This window comes from Hymenobacter ruber, from assembly GCF_054783255.1.
In genome coordinates this window covers 980,265-998,807 of the sequence record NZ_BAAGQX010000002.1, presented here as the reverse complement: position 1 = coordinate 998,807, position 18,543 = coordinate 980,265, and the positions used below count along the sequence as shown (strand labels likewise).

17 protein-coding genes are annotated in these 18,543 nt (G+C 63.1%); 4 read left to right on the top strand and 13 right to left on the bottom strand.

What is annotated here, in order from left to right:
• Positions 1 to 4 precede the first annotated feature (4 nt).
• The gene (locus ACYVM5_RS04980; protein ID WP_460617034.1) at positions 5 to 931 is read left to right on the top strand and encodes an NAD(P)/FAD-dependent oxidoreductase; all 927 of its coding nucleotides are present in this window, start codon (positions 5 to 7) and stop codon (positions 929 to 931) included.
• A 98-nt stretch (positions 932 to 1,029) separates the two neighbouring features.
• Here the strand turns inward: ACYVM5_RS04980 and ACYVM5_RS04975 are convergent, their stop codons facing one another.
• On the bottom strand, positions 1,030 to 1,584 hold the full coding sequence (locus ACYVM5_RS04975) for an RNA polymerase sigma factor (protein WP_460617033.1): 555 nt from the start codon (positions 1,582 to 1,584) through the stop codon (positions 1,030 to 1,032).
• Positions 1,585 to 2,001: 417 nt separating this feature from the next.
• Here ACYVM5_RS04975 and ACYVM5_RS04970 point away from each other — a divergent pair, with 417 nt between their 5' ends.
• Entirely contained in the window at positions 2,002 to 2,709 is a 708-nt protein-coding gene (locus ACYVM5_RS04970; RefSeq protein ID WP_460617032.1) for an alpha/beta fold hydrolase, read from the top strand.
• A 55-nt stretch (positions 2,710 to 2,764) separates the two neighbouring features.
• Here the strand turns inward: ACYVM5_RS04970 and ACYVM5_RS04965 are convergent, their stop codons facing one another.
• The 8 genes from ACYVM5_RS04965 to ACYVM5_RS04930 all read right to left on the bottom strand — a co-directional run bounded on the left by ACYVM5_RS04965 (position 2,765) and on the right by ACYVM5_RS04930 (position 12,495).
• Entirely contained in the window at positions 2,765 to 5,074 is a 2,310-nt protein-coding gene (locus ACYVM5_RS04965) for a patatin-like phospholipase family protein (protein WP_460617031.1), read from the bottom strand.
• Between the two features lie 199 nt (positions 5,075 to 5,273).
• Positions 5,274 to 5,936 (bottom strand): response regulator transcription factor, encoded by a 663-nt coding sequence (locus ACYVM5_RS04960; RefSeq protein WP_460617030.1) that lies wholly within the window; start codon positions 5,934 to 5,936, stop codon positions 5,274 to 5,276.
• A 7-nt stretch (positions 5,937 to 5,943) separates the two neighbouring features.
• Positions 5,944 to 6,831: an efflux RND transporter periplasmic adaptor subunit gene (locus tag ACYVM5_RS04955; RefSeq protein ID WP_460617029.1), complete on the bottom strand. Its 888-nt coding sequence runs from the start codon at positions 6,829 to 6,831 to the stop codon at positions 5,944 to 5,946.
• Positions 6,832 to 6,973: 142 nt separating this feature from the next.
• Positions 6,974 to 8,341 (bottom strand): sensor histidine kinase, encoded by a 1,368-nt coding sequence (locus tag ACYVM5_RS04950; RefSeq protein ID WP_460617028.1) that lies wholly within the window; start codon positions 8,339 to 8,341, stop codon positions 6,974 to 6,976.
• Between the two features lie 175 nt (positions 8,342 to 8,516).
• Entirely contained in the window at positions 8,517 to 9,191 is a 675-nt protein-coding gene (locus ACYVM5_RS04945) for a response regulator transcription factor (protein ID WP_460617027.1), read from the bottom strand.
• Between the two features lie 48 nt (positions 9,192 to 9,239).
• Positions 9,240 to 10,652, bottom strand: coding sequence for a HAMP domain-containing sensor histidine kinase (locus ACYVM5_RS04940; RefSeq protein WP_460617026.1), 1,413 nt, complete (start codon positions 10,650 to 10,652; stop codon positions 9,240 to 9,242).
• A gap of 149 nt (positions 10,653 to 10,801) precedes the next feature.
• Positions 10,802 to 11,494, bottom strand: coding sequence for a response regulator transcription factor (locus ACYVM5_RS04935; protein WP_460617025.1), 693 nt, complete (start codon positions 11,492 to 11,494; stop codon positions 10,802 to 10,804).
• A 164-nt stretch (positions 11,495 to 11,658) separates the two neighbouring features.
• Positions 11,659 to 12,495, bottom strand: a complete 837-nt coding sequence (locus ACYVM5_RS04930; RefSeq protein WP_460617024.1) for a hypothetical protein — start codon at positions 12,493 to 12,495, stop codon at positions 11,659 to 11,661.
• Positions 12,496 to 12,798: 303 nt separating this feature from the next.
• On the opposite strand from ACYVM5_RS04930, the gene ACYVM5_RS04925 reads away from it, so the two are divergent.
• On the top strand, positions 12,799 to 14,286 hold the full coding sequence (locus ACYVM5_RS04925) for a hypothetical protein (RefSeq protein ID WP_460617023.1): 1,488 nt from the start codon (positions 12,799 to 12,801) through the stop codon (positions 14,284 to 14,286).
• Here the strand turns inward: ACYVM5_RS04925 and ACYVM5_RS04920 are convergent, their stop codons facing one another.
• On the bottom strand, positions 14,287 to 14,661 hold the full coding sequence (locus ACYVM5_RS04920; protein ID WP_342299975.1) for a DMT family protein: 375 nt from the start codon (positions 14,659 to 14,661) through the stop codon (positions 14,287 to 14,289). It lies immediately after the preceding gene.
• Positions 14,662 to 14,844: 183 nt separating this feature from the next.
• On the opposite strand from ACYVM5_RS04920, the gene ACYVM5_RS04915 reads away from it, so the two are divergent.
• Complete coding sequence (locus ACYVM5_RS04915; RefSeq protein ID WP_460617022.1) at positions 14,845 to 15,759, top strand: ion channel; 915 nt, start codon at positions 14,845 to 14,847, stop codon at positions 15,757 to 15,759.
• Positions 15,760 to 15,854: 95 nt separating this feature from the next.
• On the opposite strand, the gene ACYVM5_RS04910 is transcribed toward ACYVM5_RS04915, so the two are convergent.
• The 3 genes from ACYVM5_RS04910 to ruvX form a co-directional block, all read right to left on the bottom strand.
• Complete coding sequence (locus tag ACYVM5_RS04910) at positions 15,855 to 16,832, bottom strand: zinc dependent phospholipase C family protein (protein ID WP_460617021.1); 978 nt, start codon at positions 16,830 to 16,832, stop codon at positions 15,855 to 15,857.
• Between the two features lie 171 nt (positions 16,833 to 17,003).
• Positions 17,004 to 17,612, bottom strand: a complete 609-nt coding sequence (def, locus tag ACYVM5_RS04905; RefSeq protein ID WP_460617020.1) for a peptide deformylase — start codon at positions 17,610 to 17,612, stop codon at positions 17,004 to 17,006.
• A 129-nt stretch (positions 17,613 to 17,741) separates the two neighbouring features.
• Positions 17,742 to 18,167 carry a RuvX/YqgF family protein gene (gene ruvX, locus ACYVM5_RS04900; RefSeq protein ID WP_460617019.1) on the bottom strand — a complete coding sequence of 142 codons (426 nt, stop codon included), beginning with the start codon at positions 18,165 to 18,167 and terminating at the stop codon, positions 17,742 to 17,744.
• Positions 18,168 to 18,543 lie beyond the last annotated feature (376 nt).

Sequence of the window (18,543 nt, the reverse complement as noted above, 5' to 3'; positions counted from 1 at the left end):
TGTTATGGAACTGGATTACGACGTGTTGATTATTGGTGCGGGCAGCGCCGGGCTGTCGGCGGCTCTCACGCTGGGGCGTTGCCTGCGGCGGGTACTGGTGGCCGACGGCGGGCCGCCGCGCAACGCGGCTTCGCCCGGCGTGCACGGCTTTCTCACCCGCGACGGCATCCGGCCGGCCGAACTGCTGCGCCTGGGGCAGGAGCAATTAGCGCCCTACGAAACCGTGGCAGTGCAGTGCCTCCACATCGATACACTCACGCGGCAGACGCACGGTTTCCAGGCCACCGGCCACGGCACCGCCGACGATACGCCCATCACAGTCACGGCCCGGCGGGTGCTGCTGGCCACGGGCGTGAGCGATATTTTGCCGCCGTTGCCGGGCTTCCGCGAGCTGTGGGGGCGGGGGGTGCTGCACTGCCCGTATTGCCATGGCTGGGAGGTGCGTAACCAACCGCTGGCCGTGTATGGCCAGGGCCGTACCGTGACGGGCCTGGCCCTGCTGGTGAGCCGTTGGAGCCGCGACGTAATTGTGGTGACCGACGGCCCCGGCCACCTCACGCCCAATGCGCGCCGCCGTCTGCGCCGCGAAAAAATCGGCATTCGGGAAGAATCCATTACCCGCCTCATCGGGACCAAAAATGGCGACCTGCGCTGCATCGAATTCGCCAACGGCGACCAGCTGGAGCGGGCCGCGTTATTTCTGCACGCGCCGCAGCACCAGCGCACGCCGCTGGCCGCCAACCTGGGGGCACGCCTTACCAGCAAGGGCGCGGTGTGGGTCGATTCCAAGCTTCATACATCTATCCCCGGCTTGTACGCGGCCGGCGATACCAAACCCGGCACCCAGCAGGCCCTGCTGGCCGCCGCCGACGGCAACCGCGCCGCCATCGTCATCAACGAAAGCCTGACGCGCGAGGAATGCCCAAAATAGTGGTCAATGGTTAGTTGTTAACTGTTAGTGGCTAGTGGTAAGACACACGTGTAGATGAACATTAACCACTAACCACTAACAGTTAACAACTAAAAAAACTACTTCACCATCTGGCCCAGCACCACGAGGGCGGCGCGGGCGCGGGTTTTCACCGTAGCCAGTGGGATGCCGAGCTGCTCGGCGGCTTCGACCTGGGTGCAGCCGCCGAAATAGAGCAGGTCAATCACCTCGCGCTGCTTGGGCTTGAGCTTGAGGGTGAGCTCACGCAGGCCAATGTGCTCGGGGTTGAAGGAGGACGGGGCGTGTGCCCGTTGCGCCCCCCCCACTTCCAGCGACTTGGTGCCGCTGTTGAACCGATGCCGGGGGCTGCGCATGGCATCGATGGCCTGGTTGCAGCACACCCGCACCATCCAGGTGAACAGGCGGCCGCGCGTGGCATCGTAGCGGGCTATGCTAAGCCAGACCTTGAGCAAGCCTTCCTGCAACACATCCTGCGCCAGCGTCTCATCGCGCACTAAGCGGACGATGACGGTCAGTAGGTTGCGGGAATACCGGTCGTGTAGCACCCGCAGGGCTTGCTCGTCGCGCGCTAGCAGGCGCTGCACAAGAATTTCTTCGTCCGTTGCGGGAAGCAACGTCGGAGTCTCGTTCATACAGGGGAAGATGAAAGCACCCGGCTACCGGTCCATGACAATGGCCCGAGTCAAGCGCCTGAGGAGTAGGATAAACGGAAAAGAATAGTAGCTATACGGAAATAAGAAGAAGGGTTAGTGGTGCAAGTTTGGGTAATGAATAAATAATCAGCTAGCGGTTGAGCCAGAACCTACGACACATTCCCAAAACCGGATTTCACCGGCTCGGCTGGAAAAGATGGGCGCGATACCAAACCAGAACTTTTTAGACCAGTTAATTCAATGATTTTTATGGATTAAGCTCGATTCGCAGTAGCAATAAAAAATATGTAAAATGCTGACCAGTGCCTGTTTGACCAAGTTTGCTGGTATGGGTACGTTGGTGTTCCCGGCCGCCTTGGCGGCCCTGCCGTAATGTTTGGCATACCCGTCTAGCTTATGCCTCATACCATTATTGCCCTGCACTACTGGGCCGGCTCCGGCCGCGAATACGACGTGCTGCGCCCGCTGCTGCCTGCTGCCAACCTGCTGGCACCCGACCTGCCCGGCTTCGGCGCGCAGCCGGTACCGCCGGGGTTCGACTACTCGGTGCGGGCCTACGCCGACTGGATAGCGGCCTACATTCAGCAACAGCAAGTGGCGGATTTTACCCTCATCGGGCACAGCATGAGCGGAAAAATGGCGCTGGCGCTGGCCGCCCGGCAGCCGGTGGGGCTGCGCCGGCTGGTGCTGCTCTCGCCCTCGCCACCGGCCGGCGAGCCCATGACGGAGGCCGACCGGGCCGCCTCCCTAGCCGCCTACGGCAAGCGGGAGGAAGCCGAGAAAACCTTCCGTAAAATCACTCGCCAACCGTTGCCCGCTACCCTGCGCGCTCAGGTCATCGCCGACAATCTGCGCAGCACCGAAGCCGCCTGGGCCACCTGGCTCTTGAAAGGAGCCCGCGAGGATATTACCGCCCTGATGCCGCAACTAAATGTGCCCTGCCACCTGCTGGTGGGCGATGGCGATACGTCCATCACGCCCGACTCGCAGCGCCGCCTCACGCTGCCGCTGCTGCCGGCCGGCACCCCGTTTGAAGTGGTGCCAAATACCGGGCATTTGCTGCCGCTTGAAGCGGCGGAAGTGGTACGCCGGGCGCTGGACTAAAAACAGTCATTCCTGGCTTCGGTCGGAATGATATTTTCGGTCAAATTCAACTCCCTTATTCCAGCGCCCGGCTGCGGAACAGTAGGTAGCCCAGGTGGCCGTAAACACCGAATCGCTCAGCCGGGTCATCGTAGAAACGGGCGTGCAGGGCCAGCGGCCCCACCGGCGTCTGGAAAATGAGGCCGGTACTGGCCGTCACGCGGGGCCGGTCGAAGCCCGACTGGCGCACGGCTTGTTGCAGGTCGCCTTGCTTCAGGGGCTGGCCGTTGAGGTGCACGTACAGCTCGGTGCGCCACTCCAGCTTTTTGAGGAAGGGCTGGGTGTAGCGCAGGCCCACGGCCGCGTAGCGCGCTGAGCGGTAGGAATCCAGAAACAGCGTGCGCGAATCAGGCAAGGGCGCAAACACCGGCGCCATGGTTTGCGACGAGCGGTAGTTGGTGAACGTGGGCTGGCTGCTGGCCATGAGCTCGCCGAAGTAGCCCCAGGCATGGCGGTCGCCCTTCAGCGTGAAGTAGCGCTCCACGGTAGCCCGGAACTGCAGCCACTCGCGGTGCTGCGAGCTGCCCGGCTGCTGGGCCGTGGAGCCCGGGGTGTAATCCGATGAGCCCGTGACGCCGCGCAGCGTGTACACGTAGCGGTGGCCGCTGGTCGAATACTGCTTGCGGTTCAGGGTGTTGCGGGCCAGGCGCAGGGCACCGGTCACGCCCCGGAACACAGTGGCATCCAGCACGTCGGAAGTGTTGATTTCTTTGGAGTTGGTGTATTCGTCCTTGGTCACGAAGGTGGCCAGGTCGAGCAATAGCCGGCTGCGGAAAGTGGGGCTGATGCCGAACTGCCCACCCAGCTTGGTATCCTGCTGCCGCACCTGAGTATTAATGACATCGCGGCCCAGTACCCCGCCCGTGTTCTGGAAATCCCACTGATTATAGGTGATTTCGGGCTCGAAGAAGAAGGGCAGGCGGGCCGGCACGTTGATGCGGAACGAGCCGTGCGCGCCGTTGTAGAAGCGGCCCAGGCTCACATCGGCCGAGGCGGTGTAGAGCAGCCGGCGCAGGTAGCGGAATTCGAGCCCAAAAAACAGGTTGTCGATGGGCCGGTTGCTGAGCACGAAGCCCACCTCGGTGCTCACGTTGTTGTTGCGCTGCGCATCGACGCTGAAAACGTAACCCTTGCGCGCCGCGTCGTAACGAATGCGCGGGTAGATGTTCTTGAAATAATCGTCCGACGCCAGGCGGTAGTAGCCTTCCTCAATGTCGTCGAGCGAATACTCGCGGCCCGAGCGCGGGAAAAACCGCGCCGCATATTCGTTCTGGTCGGGCCGCAGGCCGCGCACCTGCACATCAATGAAGCGCGGCTTGGGAGCCAGGGCCTGAAACGCCAGCCGCCGTTGTTGCAGGCTCGTCGAATCGACGCGGCGGCCGATGCGGGCCTTGATTTTTTCCATGTTGCGGCGGGCGGCCGTGTCGCCTTCGGCAATGAAATCCTTCACGCGGTCGAAATCGCCCACGCCCATGCCGTCCAAATCGGGCTGGATGTAGATGCCGTTTTTGCCCACGCTGCCGGTGTCGGCCACGCTCGTGCCTAGGAAGGCCACGGTGCTGGCCAGCAGGGCGTCGTCGTTTTTGGGGTATTTCTTGAAGGCCACGTCGCCCACGTTCACCCCGATGATGATGTCCGGGGCGAAGGTCTTTTTCATGGTATTGGTGGGAAAATTGTCGTACACCGCGCCGTCATAGTAGTACTTGCCGTCGAGGTTGCGGATGGGCCGGAACGCCAACGGAAACGACATGGAGTTGCGGATGGCATCGGACAACGACCCGCTTTTCTGCTCCACTACCTGCCGCGTAAACACCTCCGAGGCCATGCAGCGGAAGGGGACAAACAGGTTATCAAAATTGTAGTTGCTGCTGGCCGAGGCCGGGGCCAGCAGGCGGGCCAGGGCCAGGTTCAGGTTCAAATCGTTCACCAGATTGGTGCTGATGCGGGCCTTGAACGTGGAGTCGATGGCAATGCCCAGGCGCAGGGCCGAGGGCGAAGGCTCGGCCGTGAGGAAGTTGAATGTTTTGCTTTCCAGGGGCTTGCCAGAAGTCCAGCGCTGAAACTCGGGGCTGAGCACAATCTGCTCAATCTCATCGGGCGAGTAGCCGGCCGAGTACATACCGCCAATCACCGCGCCCATGCTCGTACCCACAATGTAGTCGATGGGAATGTGGTTTTTCTCCAGCTGCTTGAGCACGCCCACGTGCGCCAGCCCCTTGGCCCCGCCACCGCTGAGCACAAGGCCCACTTTCTGGGCCGATGCAGTGAAAACAGAAAATGTCGCCAGCAGCAAAGCCAGCGGTAAACGAGTGCAGAAGTGACGCATAGAAGGCCGTGAATAACCAGCGCCATAACTGCGCCGCTGCCGCTGGTACGCCGGGCCGGCCCGTGGGGTTTTTGCGGGGCGGATGGGCGGCGGTTCTGGTCCTGTGGGGTAGGGGCGGGGCTTGTTCCCACCCATCGTTAAACGACTTGTAATTAAATTATTCAACGACGGGCGGGGGCAAGCCCCGCACCCTACTTCTCTACGCCGCCTGGTAGCCGATGCCGCGCACGGTTTGCAGGAAATCGGGCGGGGCGAAGCGGGCCAGGGCCTTGCGCACGTTCATGATATGCACGTCGATGTAGTTGGAGCCCTCCGTACCCTTGCCGATGTGTGCGCCCAGCTGCTCGCGGGTAAGGGGCTGGCCGCGGTGCCGCAGCAAATGGTGCAGCAAGTCGAACTGCGAGCGGCTCAAGTCCACCGCCTCCGAACCGTGGCGCAGGCGCCGGGCAGCCAAATCCAGCTCAAACCCGGCCCCGAAGCTGATGCGCGGGCGGGGCCGCCCAAACCGCTGCCGGGCAATGCTGCGCAGCCGCCGCTCCAGCTCCAGCAGCGTGGTGGAGCGGGCCACGCAGTCGTCGGCCCCGGCGGCAAAACCCTGCAGGCGGTCCTGCACCGCGTCGGTGACCATCATGAGGATAAAAGCGGCCCGGGAGCCGCGCCGTTGGGCTTCGTAGAGCAGCGTGAGGCCGTCGCCGTCGGGCAGGAACTGGGCCAGCAGCACGAATTCGTAGGAGCGGGCGGCCAGCCGGGCGGTGGCGGCGGCCAGGGTAGGGGCGAGGTCGGTGACGTAGCCGGCGCGCTGCAAAAACCGCTGCACAGAGTTGCGCCGCGTGTCGTGGGCTTCGATGATGAGAATAGCCATGCCGCGCTTAGTTGGTGGAAGGGGCCAGCACGCGCACCTGAGCGTGCATGCCGGGTTTGAGCAGGTGGCCGGGATTGGGCAGCGTGCAGCGCACCTTCATCACCTTGCTGTCGTGGTCGAGCACATGGAACAGCTGATTGATGCGCCCTTGCAGCGGCTGGTCGGGGTAGCTCAGCGTGGTAATTTCCACGGCTTGGCCCCGGTGCACCTGGCTCAGGTCCGATTCGAACACGTTGGCCATCACCCACACACTGTCGAGGTTAGCCACGGTGAAGGCGGCCGGCACGTTGGCGGCGTTGAAACGCAGGCCCGCCGCCAGGTTTTTCTCAATAACGTAGCCCGCTACGGGCGCTTTCAGTTCGTACTGTCCGCCTCGGGCCATGCCGTAGGTGTCGAGTTGGCGGTGGTTGCGGGTGGCGGTGCCGGTGGCGCGGGCCAGCTCGGCCCGCGCCCGAAACACGTCCTGCTCAGCTGCGAGACCGTTTTGGAGTAGCTCTTCGGCCACGGCCAGGTTCTTGCGGGCCACGGCCAGCTCGGCGGTGCCGGTGGTGCTTTGGTTTTGCAGCTCGGCAATTTCGGCGCTTTGCAGCACGGCCAGCACCTGGCCCTGTTTCACTTCATCACCCAAATCCACGCCCACGCGCAATACTTGGCCGCCCACCCGCGGGAACACCCGCGCCGTGCGGTTGGCATCGGCCGCGATTTCGCCGCTTAGAATTAACGTTTCCGGCGCGGGTTCAGGGGCGGCTTTTGATTGGGTTACAACGGCCTGGGGTGCGGGCTCGTCGAGGGCATCGGCATCGGAAGGGGTGCAGGCGGTGAAAAATAGTAGCCCGAGTACGGCCGTAAAAGCGAGGGCACTTGTGCGGTAGCGGGACTGATTTGGTAGGTTCATGGTAGTGCGGCAGTTGGTGAATCTGCTGCAAGGCTACCGGCCAGTCATTAGAATACGATTAGAAAAACGTAGCGCGGACTTTGTCGTCCGCGAGTTCAATCGTTACCATCGATTCGCGGACTACAAAGTCCGCGCTACGTGGTTACGCGGTGGGCAGGCGCACCAGCGCGGTGGTGCCGTGGCCCAGCTGCGAAGCCAGCTCCAACTGCCCGCCGTGCTGCTCGATGATTTTGCGGGCCAGCGGCAGGCCCACGCCGTGGCCGGCCACCGGCCGGGCATTGCCGGCCCGGAAAAACGGCTGGAACACCTGCGGCAAATCCGCTTCCGCAATGCCGATGCCCTGGTCGTGAATGCGCAGGCGTACGCCGCCGGGCTCGTATTCGAGTTCGACGGCTACGGGCTGGGGCTCCGAGTATTTCAGGGCGTTTTCGAGGAGGTTGATGAGGGCGCGGCTGAGCAGGGCGCGGTTGCCGGTGAGCTCCAGCTGCTCGGGCTCGGCGGGGAGGCGGCCGGTGTGCAGGTGCAGGCGCGGGCGCTGGGCCGGGTCGATGGCGACGCAGGCTTCGGCCAGCAGCTCGTCGACGCGGATACGGGTGTCGTGCTCGGGCAGCGGGGTTTCGGCCTGGGCCAGCTCCAGCAGGTGGTTGAGCAGGGCGTTGAGCTGGGTGAGGTCGGTGAGCAGCGCGTGCAGGGCGGCGCGGTAGGCGGCGGGCTCACGCTCGCGGGCCAGGGCCAGCTGGGCCTCGCCAATGCTGGCGGCCAGCGGCGTGCGCAGCTCGTGCGAGGCGTTGCGCACGAAGGCGCGCTGGCCGTCGAAGCTGCTTTCGAGGCGGTCGAGCAGGCGGTTGAAAGTGTGGGCGAGGCGCGAGAGTTCATCCCGCTCGCGGCCCGAAAGGTTTTCGGCCACGCGCCGGTGCAGGTCGTGGGCCGAGATGCGGTCCATCTGGTCGTTGAGGGCCGCGATGGGGGCCAGCGCCCGCCCCGCAAACAGCCGCCCGGCCGCGTAAATCAGCAGCAGGCTCAACACGAAAATCGTAACCAGAATAGTGGCCAGATATTGCAGACGAGCTTCGCCGCGAATGTTTTCCGCCCCGGCCACCACCACGTACTGGCCCTGGTTGTCGCGGTAGAAAATGCCCACCGCCTCGCGTGAGCCATCCTCAAAATACTCCTCGTGGCCCTGCCGGATGCGGGCCAGCACATCGGGCGGCACCTCTAGGCGGGCATCCTCGCGCACAAAGCGCACCTCGCCCCGCACATCGTAGAGCTGAATAATCTCCTCCGGCAGCGTGCGCTGAAACTGTTTCTGGAACGCCTGGAACGCCGAGCTGCGCAGCTCATCCTTTTCCAGGTAGATGTAGGCCGCCACCACCGCCCGCTCGCGCAGGCGCTGCCGGAAATCGCGCCGGCTGTAATCGGCCTGCAGCAGAAAGGCCGTAGTGAGCACCCCCAGCAGAATGAAGGCCACCACACCCACGAAGAGCCAGGTCAGGCGGTTGCGAATGGTCATGGATTAGGTTTGTTTCGAATTGGGGGTGGGTGAATGGAATCTTCTGTCATCCTGAGCGCAGCGAAGTACCTTCTCACGTTAGCTTAAGTTAGAATTTATTATAAGTCGTGCATCGGCTATAAGGTCCTTCGCTGCGCTCAGGATGACAGACCACTTCAAACGGCCACAAAAAATGCTACTCCAGCCGCAGCACGTAGCCTGCGCCCGTCACGGTATGGATGAGCTTGGTTGAAAAACCGTGGTCTACTTTTTTGCGCAAATAGCTCACGTACACGTCAATCACGTTGCTGCCCGCATCGAAGGATTCGTCCCAGCCGTGTTCTGCTATTTCGCCGCGGCTCAGCACGCGGCCGGGGTGGCGCAGCAGCAATTCCAGCAGGTTGAACTCGCGGGTGGTAAGGCGCAGGGACTGGCCGGCGCGCGTCACGGTGCGGCTGGCGGTGTCCATCAGCACGTCGGCGAAGGCCAGGCGGGCACTTTGGGGCTGCCCGCCGCCGCGCCGCGTGAGGGCGCCCACCCGCGCCACCAGCTCGGCAAAATCGAAGGGTTTGACCAGATAATCATCAGCCCCGTTGCCGAAGCCCTGGAGCTTATCGGTAGTCGTGCCTAAGGCCGTGAGCAGCAGCACCGGCACCCGCGCATCCTGCGCCCGGATGGCGGCCAGTACCTCCAGCCCGCTGCGGTGGGGCAGAATCACGTCGAGGATAATGAGGTCGAACGGCTGGGCGAGGGCCAGTTCCTGGCCGCGCTCGCCGTCGGCGGCCACGGTTACGGTCAGCTGTTCTTCCTCCAGCCCCCGCTTGATGAGGGCCGAAAGCCGGGGGTCGTCTTCAACCAGCAGAATGTTCATGGGCGAAAAAATGGGCGTGGCAGGAACCCCAAAGGTCGGCACCGAACCTTACGCCGGGAAACCCACCGTCACCACCAGCCGCTGCTGTTGCTCCTGAAATGTCAGCTGCAGGCCCAGGCCGTGGGCCAGCCGACCGGCAATCCAGAGGCCCAGGCCGGTGCCGGGGGCCAGCGGGTCGGCCTGGTACCAGGCGGTAGTGAGTTGGGCCAGGTGCTCGCCCAGCGGGGCCGCCAGCGCGTTTTCGATGCTGATAATTGGGCCGTGGCCTGCTCCAGCGGCTTGTAGGCGCAGCACTACACCCGTACCGGACCGGGCGTGCTTGCGGGCATTATCAAGCAGATTTAACAACAAGGTGGTGAGTTGGTCGGCATCGGTTTCGGCCGATAGGGTGGCGGTGGAGGCATCTTCAGCGGGCAACTCGATGGTGAGCGTGCGGTCCGCCGCCCGGAAGCGCGGCAGCTCGCGGTCGGCCAGCGCCAGCAACAGCTCGTCAAGTGCCACAGGCTTCTTGTCAACCGGCAAGGCTGCCCCATTGCCCAGCCGGCCCACCAGCAGGAAATCATCTACGAGGCGGCCCAGGCGGGCCAGTTCGGCATCGTGGCCGGCCAGGGCGGCGCGGGTGACGGGCGGCAGGGCGGGGTCGCGCCCGCTCACGTCGAGGCCGGTTTGCAGGGTAGCCAGGGGTGTACGCAATTCGTGGGCAGCGGCGGCCAGAAAATTGGTCTGGGCAGCGGCTTGGCCGCGCAGGCGGGCCAGCAGCTGGTTGAGGGTTTCGGCCAGCTCCTGCACTTCGTCGCCGGTGTGGGGCACGGGCAGCGGCGCAATATCGGTGGCCTGCTGAATGCGGCGGGCTTGAGAGGCCATGCGCCGCAGGGGCCGCAGCACTACGCCGGCCACCAGCAGCGCCAGCGCGCCGGCCAGCGCGGCACTGCCCAGCAGGCCCAGCGCCAGCGTGCGGCGCACCCGGGCCAGAGATTTTTCGAGGGGGGCAGCAGGGTGGGCCAGCCACAGCGTGAGGCGGCCGGTAGGTTCGGCGTAGTCGGCCCCTTGGCCGGGCGGAGCGGCCAGGCGGGCCACTGCCACTACCCGGCCCTGGCCCAGTCGCCCACCCGGCGCCGCCGGCCGGGGCAGTCCGGCCGTGTCGCCCGCGGGCCATTGGGCCGAGCGGAACAACTCGCGGGCCGGCTGCCCGGGCTCCTTAAATACCAGCCGCATGGTTTCGCCGGTTTGGTCGGGGAGGGGCAGGGTAGGCTCGGGGTCGAGGCTAACGCGGGCCAGCAGCTGGCTGGCGCGCAGGCGCAGGCGGTCGTCGTCGGCGCGGGCCAGCAGGCGGCCCAGGCTGCGGTACTGGTAGCCGCCCGCCGCCAGCGTAGCCAGCCCAAACACCAGCCCGAACACCAGCAGCAGCTGCCCGCGCAAGCCCAGGCGGAAACGGCGGGTTGTAGGGATGGGGGAGGGCATAGGGTTTGAGTTTGAATTAGGGGGTACGCCTGTCATCCTGAGCAGAGCGAAGAACCTTATCACGTTCGCACCGATAGAATTACTGCAGGCTGTTCAATCTTGATAAGGTCCTTCGCTCCGCTCAGGATGACAAGCTTCAACCATTACAATCACCCAGCCGCCCCGGGCTCCCGCAGCCGGTAACCCTGCCCGATAACGGTTTCCAGCAGCGCGGGCGCGGGGGCAAAATCCCGGTCCAGCTTGCGGCGTAGCTGCGAGATGTGAACCTCAATCACATTGGAGCCCATGTCGTAGTCCACGTCCCACACTTTTTCGGCGAGGCGGGTTTTGCTCACCACGCGGCCGGCATTGCGCAGCAGCAGCTCCAGCAGCGCAAATTCGCGGTTGGTCAGGTTCAGGATTTTGCCGGCGCGCGTCACCACGCGGCCCAATGGGTCAAGGACGAGGTCGGCTAGGCGCAGGGCGTCGGCCCCGGCCGGGCCGGCGGTTTTGCGGCCGATGATGTGCAGGCGGGCCAGCAACTCGTCAAACGCAAACGGCTTGCGCAGGTAGTCCACGGCCCCAGCCTCCAAGCCCTTCACCACGTGCTGGGTATCGGTGAGGGCGCTGAGGATGAGCACGGGCGTTTGAATGCCAAACTCGCGCAGGTTGCGCAGCACGTCGAGGCCGCTCTGGCCGGGCAGCATCAGGTCGAGCAGCACGGCGTCGTAGGGCGTGGTGGCGGCTTGCTCCAGGCCCTCGGGGCCGGTGGCGGCCACGTCGGCCACGTGCCCGGCCTGGGTGAGGCCCTGCTGAATGAAGCCCGCCAGCCGGGCTTCGTCTTCGACGATGAGAATGCGCATGAATGGGGGAATAATGGAGCTGTTGTACTACGCGAAAACGTCATGCTGAGCGAAGCCGAAGCATTTCTACCGCGCAACTAATCGGATTTAGTCTTACGGTAGAGATGCGTCGCCTGCGCTCAGCATGACGAGCTAATAAGTTCAGATTCTAAAACCCAGCCGAATTACCGCACCAGGTACTTTACGCCACCCAGTGCCAGCGTCTGGGCGTGCACCACGCGGGTGGCGGTGGTGCCGGCCACGCGGGCTTCGCCGGGTTGGGCGGTGCGCAGGTTACCGGTAGCTTCCAGCGTCGCGCCCACGGTCAGCTTATCACTGAGCTGCTCCAGAGCGTGAGGCGGCAGCTGCACCACGGTCTGGTCGCTCAGGACCACGCCGCGGATGCGGCCTTTGGGGTCGCGCCGCAGCTCCTTGATGCTGCCTTTGGCGGTGGCGCTTTCCGGGGTGGGTGGGGTGGTGGGGCGCACGGGCGGCACGTCGTTGATGGTCTGGCTGCCGCTGGTGAGGCTTACGAAGCGGAAGTGGCTGCGGCCGTCGGGGCCGGTGTGGCGCACGCCACTCACGGTCACGGTGCTGCCGGCTTTGGCGGCGGCCTGCAGCTGCTGGCCCAGGTGGCGCGGGAAGCGCACGGTGTCCACGGCGCCGGTTTCGGGCTTCAGCACGAAGGCGTCGTACACCTGGTCGTCATTGTTGGCCACGTAGCTGCTCAGCGTGCCGCGCACGTCGGTGATGGTTTGCAGGCCGCCGTGCTCGCCGCGCCGGCCGGGGCCGCCTTGGGGGCCGTGCTCACCTCGCGGGCCGCCGTGTGGGCCCCGGGGCGGGCGGGGGCCATCGGGACCTTCGCCCTCGGCGGGCGGCGGGGTGGTAGGGGTGCCGGCGGTGGCTTTGGCCGACTTGGAAGTTTTGGTTTTGACTTTGGTCACGGTCTGGGCCTCGGCCTGAATAGTGCCGGCCAGCAGAGCAGCGGCCAGCAGGGCCACCGAATAAAAGGGCTTGTTCATGGGATTGACGAAAAAAATATGGGGATGAAAAGTTGAGTTGTCAGCGTCGGCGAACTCCGGTTGCTCTTCCGACGATACAAAATTTCTACCGCGCCCTGAAGCCACCCTGAAGGTCACATTAATTTTTCTTCAGGTGAATAATCGGCGGCTCGCATCGCCAAAATTCGGTTGGGATTTTTCTTTCAATATATTTATCCCCAGCTACCTACCGCTACCTACCGCTACCTACCGCTACCTACCGCTACCTACCGCTGCCTGCCTCGTGCTGTCCGCCCCCAATCCTTCCATTCCTTCCACAACCACATGAAACAAATTTCCTCGCTGATTTTCCTGCTGGCCGCCGGGCTGTGCGCCTCCACAGCCCGGGCGCAAGCCTACCGGCCCTTTCGCTTCGGCCTCAGCTACCAGCTCAGCGCCTCCGCCACGCCCGGCGATACCACCCACCTGCTGCGCATAACCAGTCGGCAGGCGCAGGGCACTGATTCCCTGTTTTTATTCAATAAGCGCACCAGCTCGGGCCGCGCCATGCCCCAACAGGGCAATTGCGGCTACTACGTGCAGCGGAACGATAACCTATTCGGTGCCTCGCTCACGCAGCGGCCGGGGGCCGAATACGTCCTCGCGGCCGCCAACGGCCGCACCTTCACGCTGCGCCCCCGGGCCGCGCTGAACCAAATGTGGGCAGCCACCACGGCCGGCCTCACGGCGCGCGTCACGGCCCGCACACTGGGCACGGTGCTGGGGCAGGCCGATTCGCTGGCTACCATCACCTTGTCGGATGGGGCCGCGATAACGCTCGGCAAGCGCTTCGGCTGGGTGAGTGGCCCGGCGTTGGGGCATTACCTTAATGCCCGGCTTCCGCAGGCCACGCTCACCCTCACGGCCCTGCCGGAGCTGGGTTTGGGGGTGAATCAACTGGGCGCTTTTGCGGTGTATGATTTCCAGCCCGGTGATGTGTTTTTTCGCAAAACGCTGAGCCAGTATGCGTTGGGGCCAGGGGTAATATGCCAGACCCAAATCTGGACCCGCGACAGCATCATTAGCCGTACCCTCAGCGCCAGCGGCGATGCGCTGGACTACCAGCTGCAACGCCGCACGCTCACCCGCAACTGCTCCGGTGCACCCGTGCTGAGCGCCTCCGTGGTGCAGGCCCTGCACATCACCCGCACCACCGACCACCTCGACCAGCCCACCAGTTCCTGGGATGGTTCGGTTTCGGCCGGCACCGGCGGCTTTGTGCACCTGCCCGCCTGGCGCACTGCCGACTACAATGGCCGCTTCGTGCAACGCCACGCAAACTATATGCCGTGCGGCACCACCACGGCCGACAGCACTTCGCTGCGCAATGCCAGTAATATCGATGCCGGCTACTCCGTGCTCACAGTCGCTGGCCTGGGCCAGACGCAGGAGGAATCCATCAGCTTCACCACCGAAACCACCACGCTGCTCGGCTACCGCAAGGGCACCGAAACCTGGGGCCAGCTCACCACTTTCGCGCAATTGCTGCCCGTGCGCGCCAGCCGCCCGGCCAGCACCACGGCCGCTTTCCCCAACCCGTTTGATGCCGAAATCCAGGTGGCTTTCACCCTGGCCCGCCCTCAGCCCGTAGGCTTGACTTTGCACGATGCCCTGGGCCGCCAGGTGCGGGAAATGGTTCCCGCGTCACAGACGGCGGGCGCACGGCAGTTAACCTTGCCCACCGCCGGGCTGCCCGTGGGCGTGTACAGCCTGCACCTGCGTTTTATGCAGGAAGGCCGCACGGAAGTACTGCGGGTGCTGAAAGCCGAATAGCTACCACTTTTTGAAAATGACATACACGGCCGCCACTAGCAGGATGAAGCCCACCACATGGTTCCAGCCCAGCTTGTCGGTTTTGAACACGAACACCGCGCAGAGCGTGAACACGGTGAGCGTAATCACCTCCTGAATCACCTTGAGCTGGAACAGGCTGAATGGCCCGCCGTTTTCCTCAAACCCCAGCCGGTTGGCCGGCACCTGAAACACGTACTCGAACAAGGCCAGCCCCCAGCTCACCATGATGACGCCAAACAGCCCCAGTTTGGCAAACCAGGCCATTTTTTTGAACAAATGCAGGTGCCCGTACCAGGCAAATGTCATAAACAGGTTGGATATGGTGAGAAGCAAAAGGGAATAAACGCCTTTCATGTGGTGGGTTGGTGAACGGTGAATGGATGGATTAGAATATCACTCGAACGTCATGCTGAGCTTGTCGACGCATCTCTACTGTTCAGGCAAGCCAATCGTTGCCACAAAGCGGTAGAGATGCGTCGACAAGCTCAGCATGACGTTCTTTTGTTTTCTCAACGGCCATCACCCCCCTGCATTTCCATGCCTACTCTCGACCCCGGCATCGGCGAAAAATTCTCGCGCCGCACCAAGCGGGCCATCAATCACGACGGCTCGTTCAACGTGCGGCGGCGCGGCGGCCCGCACCGCCACGACCCCTACCAATGGCTTATTCAGATGGATTGGTATCCGTTTATCGGCCTCGTGGTGGTGTTTTTTACGGTGCTGAACGTGGCTTTTGCCCTCGCTTTCATGGCCCTGGGCCTCGAAGACCTGCCCGGCGTGGCCGCCCCGCACGACGGCCTTCAGGATTTCCTGAGCGCGCTGTTTTTCTCCATTCAAACCTTCACTTCCGTCGGCTATGGGCACGTGTACCCGGGCACCAACGCCACCGGTTTCCTCAGCAGCGTGGAAGCATTGGTGGGCGTGCTCACCTTCGCGCTGGCCACGGGTTTGCTCTACGGGCGGTTTTCGCGGCCCACGGCGCGCATCCATTTCAGCCGCACGGCCATCATCAGCCGCCGGCCCGACGGTATGCCCTGCCTGCAGTTCCGCATCGCCAACCAGCGCAACAACATCCTCATCGACCTGCAGGCCCGCGTACTGCTCAAAACCGTAAACCCCGCCACCAACGACCAGACCTACGCCCTGCTGCCGCTCGAGCGCGACGCCATCAGCTTCTTCCCCCTGAGCTGGACCATCGTGCACGACATCACCCCGGAGAGCCCGCTCCACGGTCTGCTACCGGCTGATTATGAGCGCCTCGATGCCGAAATCATCATCCAGCTGAAAGCCTACGACGATACCTTCGCCCAGGACGTACACGCCCGCAACTCCTACACCCACGATGAGATTGAATGGCACCGCCGCTTCATCCGCGCCTACGAAGTGGGCGACGACGGCATCGCCGTGGTGGATTTGGACATGGTGCACCTGACGGAGGCATTAGAGAGATAAAACCTGTCATCCTGAGCGGAGCGAAGGACCTTACCACGGCTGAACGGCTTGCTCTGACGTGATAAGGTCCTTCGCTCCGCTCAGGATGACAAACGTTACTCGTCGTGCCCAGGCGCGGACGTAGCCGGCGCACCGGCCGTTTGCTTGGCTTCCAGCTCCAAGCGCTGCTGCTCCTTGGCCGAGGGCGTGTATTGCAGCTGGCGCAGGTCGGGCGAGCCGCCGTCTACCCAGCAAGTGTACCAGAAATCGCCGATGAGAGCAGCGGCGTAGCGCAACTGGCGCTCCACCTGGCCATTGAGGCGGGCGTGGTAGGCCTTGCTGAAATCGCGCGAGTAGGCCCGCACCGTCTGGCTGCCGCGCTGCTCGTAGCCAAATTTCTGGTCTTCCTGATACTCGGCCGTGAGTTGTTTTTCGAAGCGCAGTACCGAATCGACGGCCGCGTGCGAGCGGATAACGGCCGCCCAAATCGCGTCGCTGGGCCGCTCCAGGTATTCAGCCTTGCCGCTGAACAGGTCGTAATCGGCGCTCAGCAGCTCAGGCAGGCGCGATTCCCACAGCCCGTGGATGCCGCGCTGCCCCGTGAGCTGGCCGTTGTAGTTGCGGGTGGTGTGCAGCGGCACGCAGGCATCGGCTACGTAGTGCCCCAGGTCGGCCGAGAGGCTCAGAATCCGGTCGGTATCCTTGGCCTTGAAGGCGGCGGTGAGCTGGTTTTTCATGCTCACCACGTTCCAGGGCACAATGCCGTGGCGCAGCAGCGAGTCTTCGCCGTAGCGGGCCACGGCGTCGGCGTACTTGCGCGGCAGCTTAAACTCGGCGCTGTCGCCGTAGCGGTCCACGTCGAGAAAGTGCTTGGGAGCTTCGCCCGGCACCACCGTGCGGCGCGAGTCGGGCCGCGTGGCATTCACCGTCAGGTAATCAATATTGGCCTTGTAAAAGCCAATCATGCCCGGCGGCAACGTGTACACCGCCAGCCGGTTCAGCAGCCGGTGGCCGAAAAACCCCCACGCCTGCGCCTGACGGGCAACGAAGAGCAGGGGCAAACAAATCAGAAGCAGGTAGCCGTATTTTTTCACGGCTAACAAGGTACGGAACCTACTTCGGAATTCACTAAATCGGGATTCGCTAAAACAGTCCTGCTGAGCAGAGTCAAAGCATCTCTACCGCAATACTAAATAGAGTCAGTTACGCGGTATAGATGCTTCGGCTGCGCTCAGCAGGACGGAGAATACCCTCAAGTTTGACTTCTACCGCCGTCGGCCATCGCTCACGAATTTCATGCGGTAGTCGTGCCGCACGTCGCCCTTGCTGATGCGGGCCAGCTTGCCCTTCAGCAATTGCTTCTTGAAACCCGACAGCTTATCAGTGAATAGGATACCTTCCAGATGGTCGTACTCGTGCTGAATGACGCGGGCCGCCATGCCCGAGAAAGCTTCCTCGTGCACCTGACGGTTTTCGTCCTCGTAGCGCAGCACGATGTCGGCGTGGCGCGTCACCAGTTCGCGCACGCCGGGAATGCTCAGGCAGCCTTCCTCGAAACCCCATTCCTCGCCGGTTTCGCTCACCATCTGCGGGTTGATGAAGGCACGCTTCACGGTTGGCTCGGGCACTTCGCCCTCTCCCAGCTCGGCAAGGTCTTCCTCATCCAGCTCCACCATCGGGCCCGAATCCATCACAAACAGGCGCACGGCTTTGCCTATCTGAGGTGCTGCCAGGCCCACACCATTGGCCGAATACATGGTTTCGTACATGTCGGCAATCAGCTGTTTGAGCTCGGCTGCGGGCAGGTCGGCGGGGATATTTTTGGCTTTGGTCTTGAGGACGGGGTCGCCGATGGCAACAATGGAGTAAATCATGGTAAAAGGGAATATATGGCCGTCATGCAGAGCGCAGCGAAGCATCTTTACCGCGCAACGCAATTCATTTACTATTGAGGTAAAGATGCTTCGCTGCGCTCTGCATGACGTTTTTTAGTAACTGAGAACTCAGACTTCCCGCATGAGCGGCGATTCGAGGAATGATTGCAGAATAAGGGTGGCACTGATGCGGTCCACCGTCGCCTTGTCGCGCCGGGCCTTCTGGCCGAGGCCGCCGGCCAGCATGGTGGCGTGGGCCATGCGCGAGGTAAACCGCTCATCGAGCTCGTGAATGGGCAGTGCGGGCAGCTCGCGGCGCAGCGTGCGCAGCAGGCCCACCACGGCGCTGGTCACGTCGGTGGGTTCGTTGAGGAGCGTGCGCGGCATGCCCACCACCACGGCCCGCAGGGGCTCACGCTGGTGATAGGCCTTCACGTACGCCAGCAAATCCTTGCTGTGAATGGTTTCCAGCGGCGAGGCAATCATGCACAGCGGGTCGGTCACGGCTAGGCCCACGCGCTTATTTCCGTAGTCGATGGCAAGGATGCGACCCATGTGGTGGCGGGGTAAAACGAAGAAAGTAAAAAGAGCCAGCCATTGCGGCCGGGTGCAAAGATACGGCGGCCCGAAAGGTCCCAATCCGCCGGGCAACACCGGCCGTATTTGCTCCGAGTGCTGATTGCCGCCCCGCTCGCACGGGGAAAAGCGGTGTCCAACCGGAAAAGACATGGCCTGAACGAAAGTCATGCGAAAAGTTATGGGAAAAATCATAGATTGCGGTTGCTTCCAAATGATTTATACGGCACAACTAAATTGTAATATGCCAGTAAAAACAGTTTGTTTTTGCCCTTTTATTGTAAATTATTGCATTGATTTAGGAAATGCAGAAATGGCTACCTTGCGGCACTTGGAACTGGGAAAATTTCAATAA

Excerpts from the sequence above, each read along its gene's own strand:
- ACYVM5_RS04940 (WP_460617026.1), bottom strand. The coding sequence starts at position 10,652 with ATGCCCTCCCCCATCCCTACAACCCGCCGTTTCCGCCTGGGCTTGCGC.
- ACYVM5_RS04915 (WP_460617022.1), top strand. The coding sequence starts at position 14,845 with ATGCCTACTCTCGACCCCGGCATCGGCGAAAAATTCTCGCGCCGCACC.
- ACYVM5_RS04965 (WP_460617031.1), bottom strand. The coding sequence starts at position 5,074 with ATGCGTCACTTCTGCACTCGTTTACCGCTGGCTTTGCTGCTGGCGACA.
- ACYVM5_RS04970 (WP_460617032.1), top strand. The coding sequence starts at position 2,002 with ATGCCTCATACCATTATTGCCCTGCACTACTGGGCCGGCTCCGGCCGC.
- ACYVM5_RS04955 (WP_460617029.1), bottom strand. The coding sequence starts at position 6,831 with ATGAACCTACCAAATCAGTCCCGCTACCGCACAAGTGCCCTCGCTTTT.
- ACYVM5_RS04960 (WP_460617030.1), bottom strand. The coding sequence starts at position 5,936 with ATGGCTATTCTCATCATCGAAGCCCACGACACGCGGCGCAACTCTGTG.
- def (WP_460617020.1), bottom strand. The coding sequence starts at position 17,612 with ATGATTTACTCCATTGTTGCCATCGGCGACCCCGTCCTCAAGACCAAA.
- ACYVM5_RS04925 (WP_460617023.1), top strand. The coding sequence starts at position 12,799 with ATGAAACAAATTTCCTCGCTGATTTTCCTGCTGGCCGCCGGGCTGTGC.
- ACYVM5_RS04950 (WP_460617028.1), bottom strand. The coding sequence starts at position 8,341 with ATGACCATTCGCAACCGCCTGACCTGGCTCTTCGTGGGTGTGGTGGCC.
- ACYVM5_RS04975 (WP_460617033.1), bottom strand. The coding sequence starts at position 1,584 with ATGAACGAGACTCCGACGTTGCTTCCCGCAACGGACGAAGAAATTCTT.
- ACYVM5_RS04930 (WP_460617024.1), bottom strand. The coding sequence starts at position 12,495 with ATGAACAAGCCCTTTTATTCGGTGGCCCTGCTGGCCGCTGCTCTGCTG.
- ACYVM5_RS04920 (WP_342299975.1), bottom strand. The coding sequence starts at position 14,661 with ATGAAAGGCGTTTATTCCCTTTTGCTTCTCACCATATCCAACCTGTTT.
- ACYVM5_RS04980 (WP_460617034.1), top strand. The coding sequence starts at position 5 with ATGGAACTGGATTACGACGTGTTGATTATTGGTGCGGGCAGCGCCGGG.
- ACYVM5_RS04935 (WP_460617025.1), bottom strand. The coding sequence starts at position 11,494 with ATGCGCATTCTCATCGTCGAAGACGAAGCCCGGCTGGCGGGCTTCATT.
- ruvX (WP_460617019.1), bottom strand. The coding sequence starts at position 18,167 with ATGGGTCGCATCCTTGCCATCGACTACGGAAATAAGCGCGTGGGCCTA.
- ACYVM5_RS04945 (WP_460617027.1), bottom strand. The coding sequence starts at position 9,191 with ATGAACATTCTGCTGGTTGAAGACGACCCCCGGCTTTCGGCCCTCATC.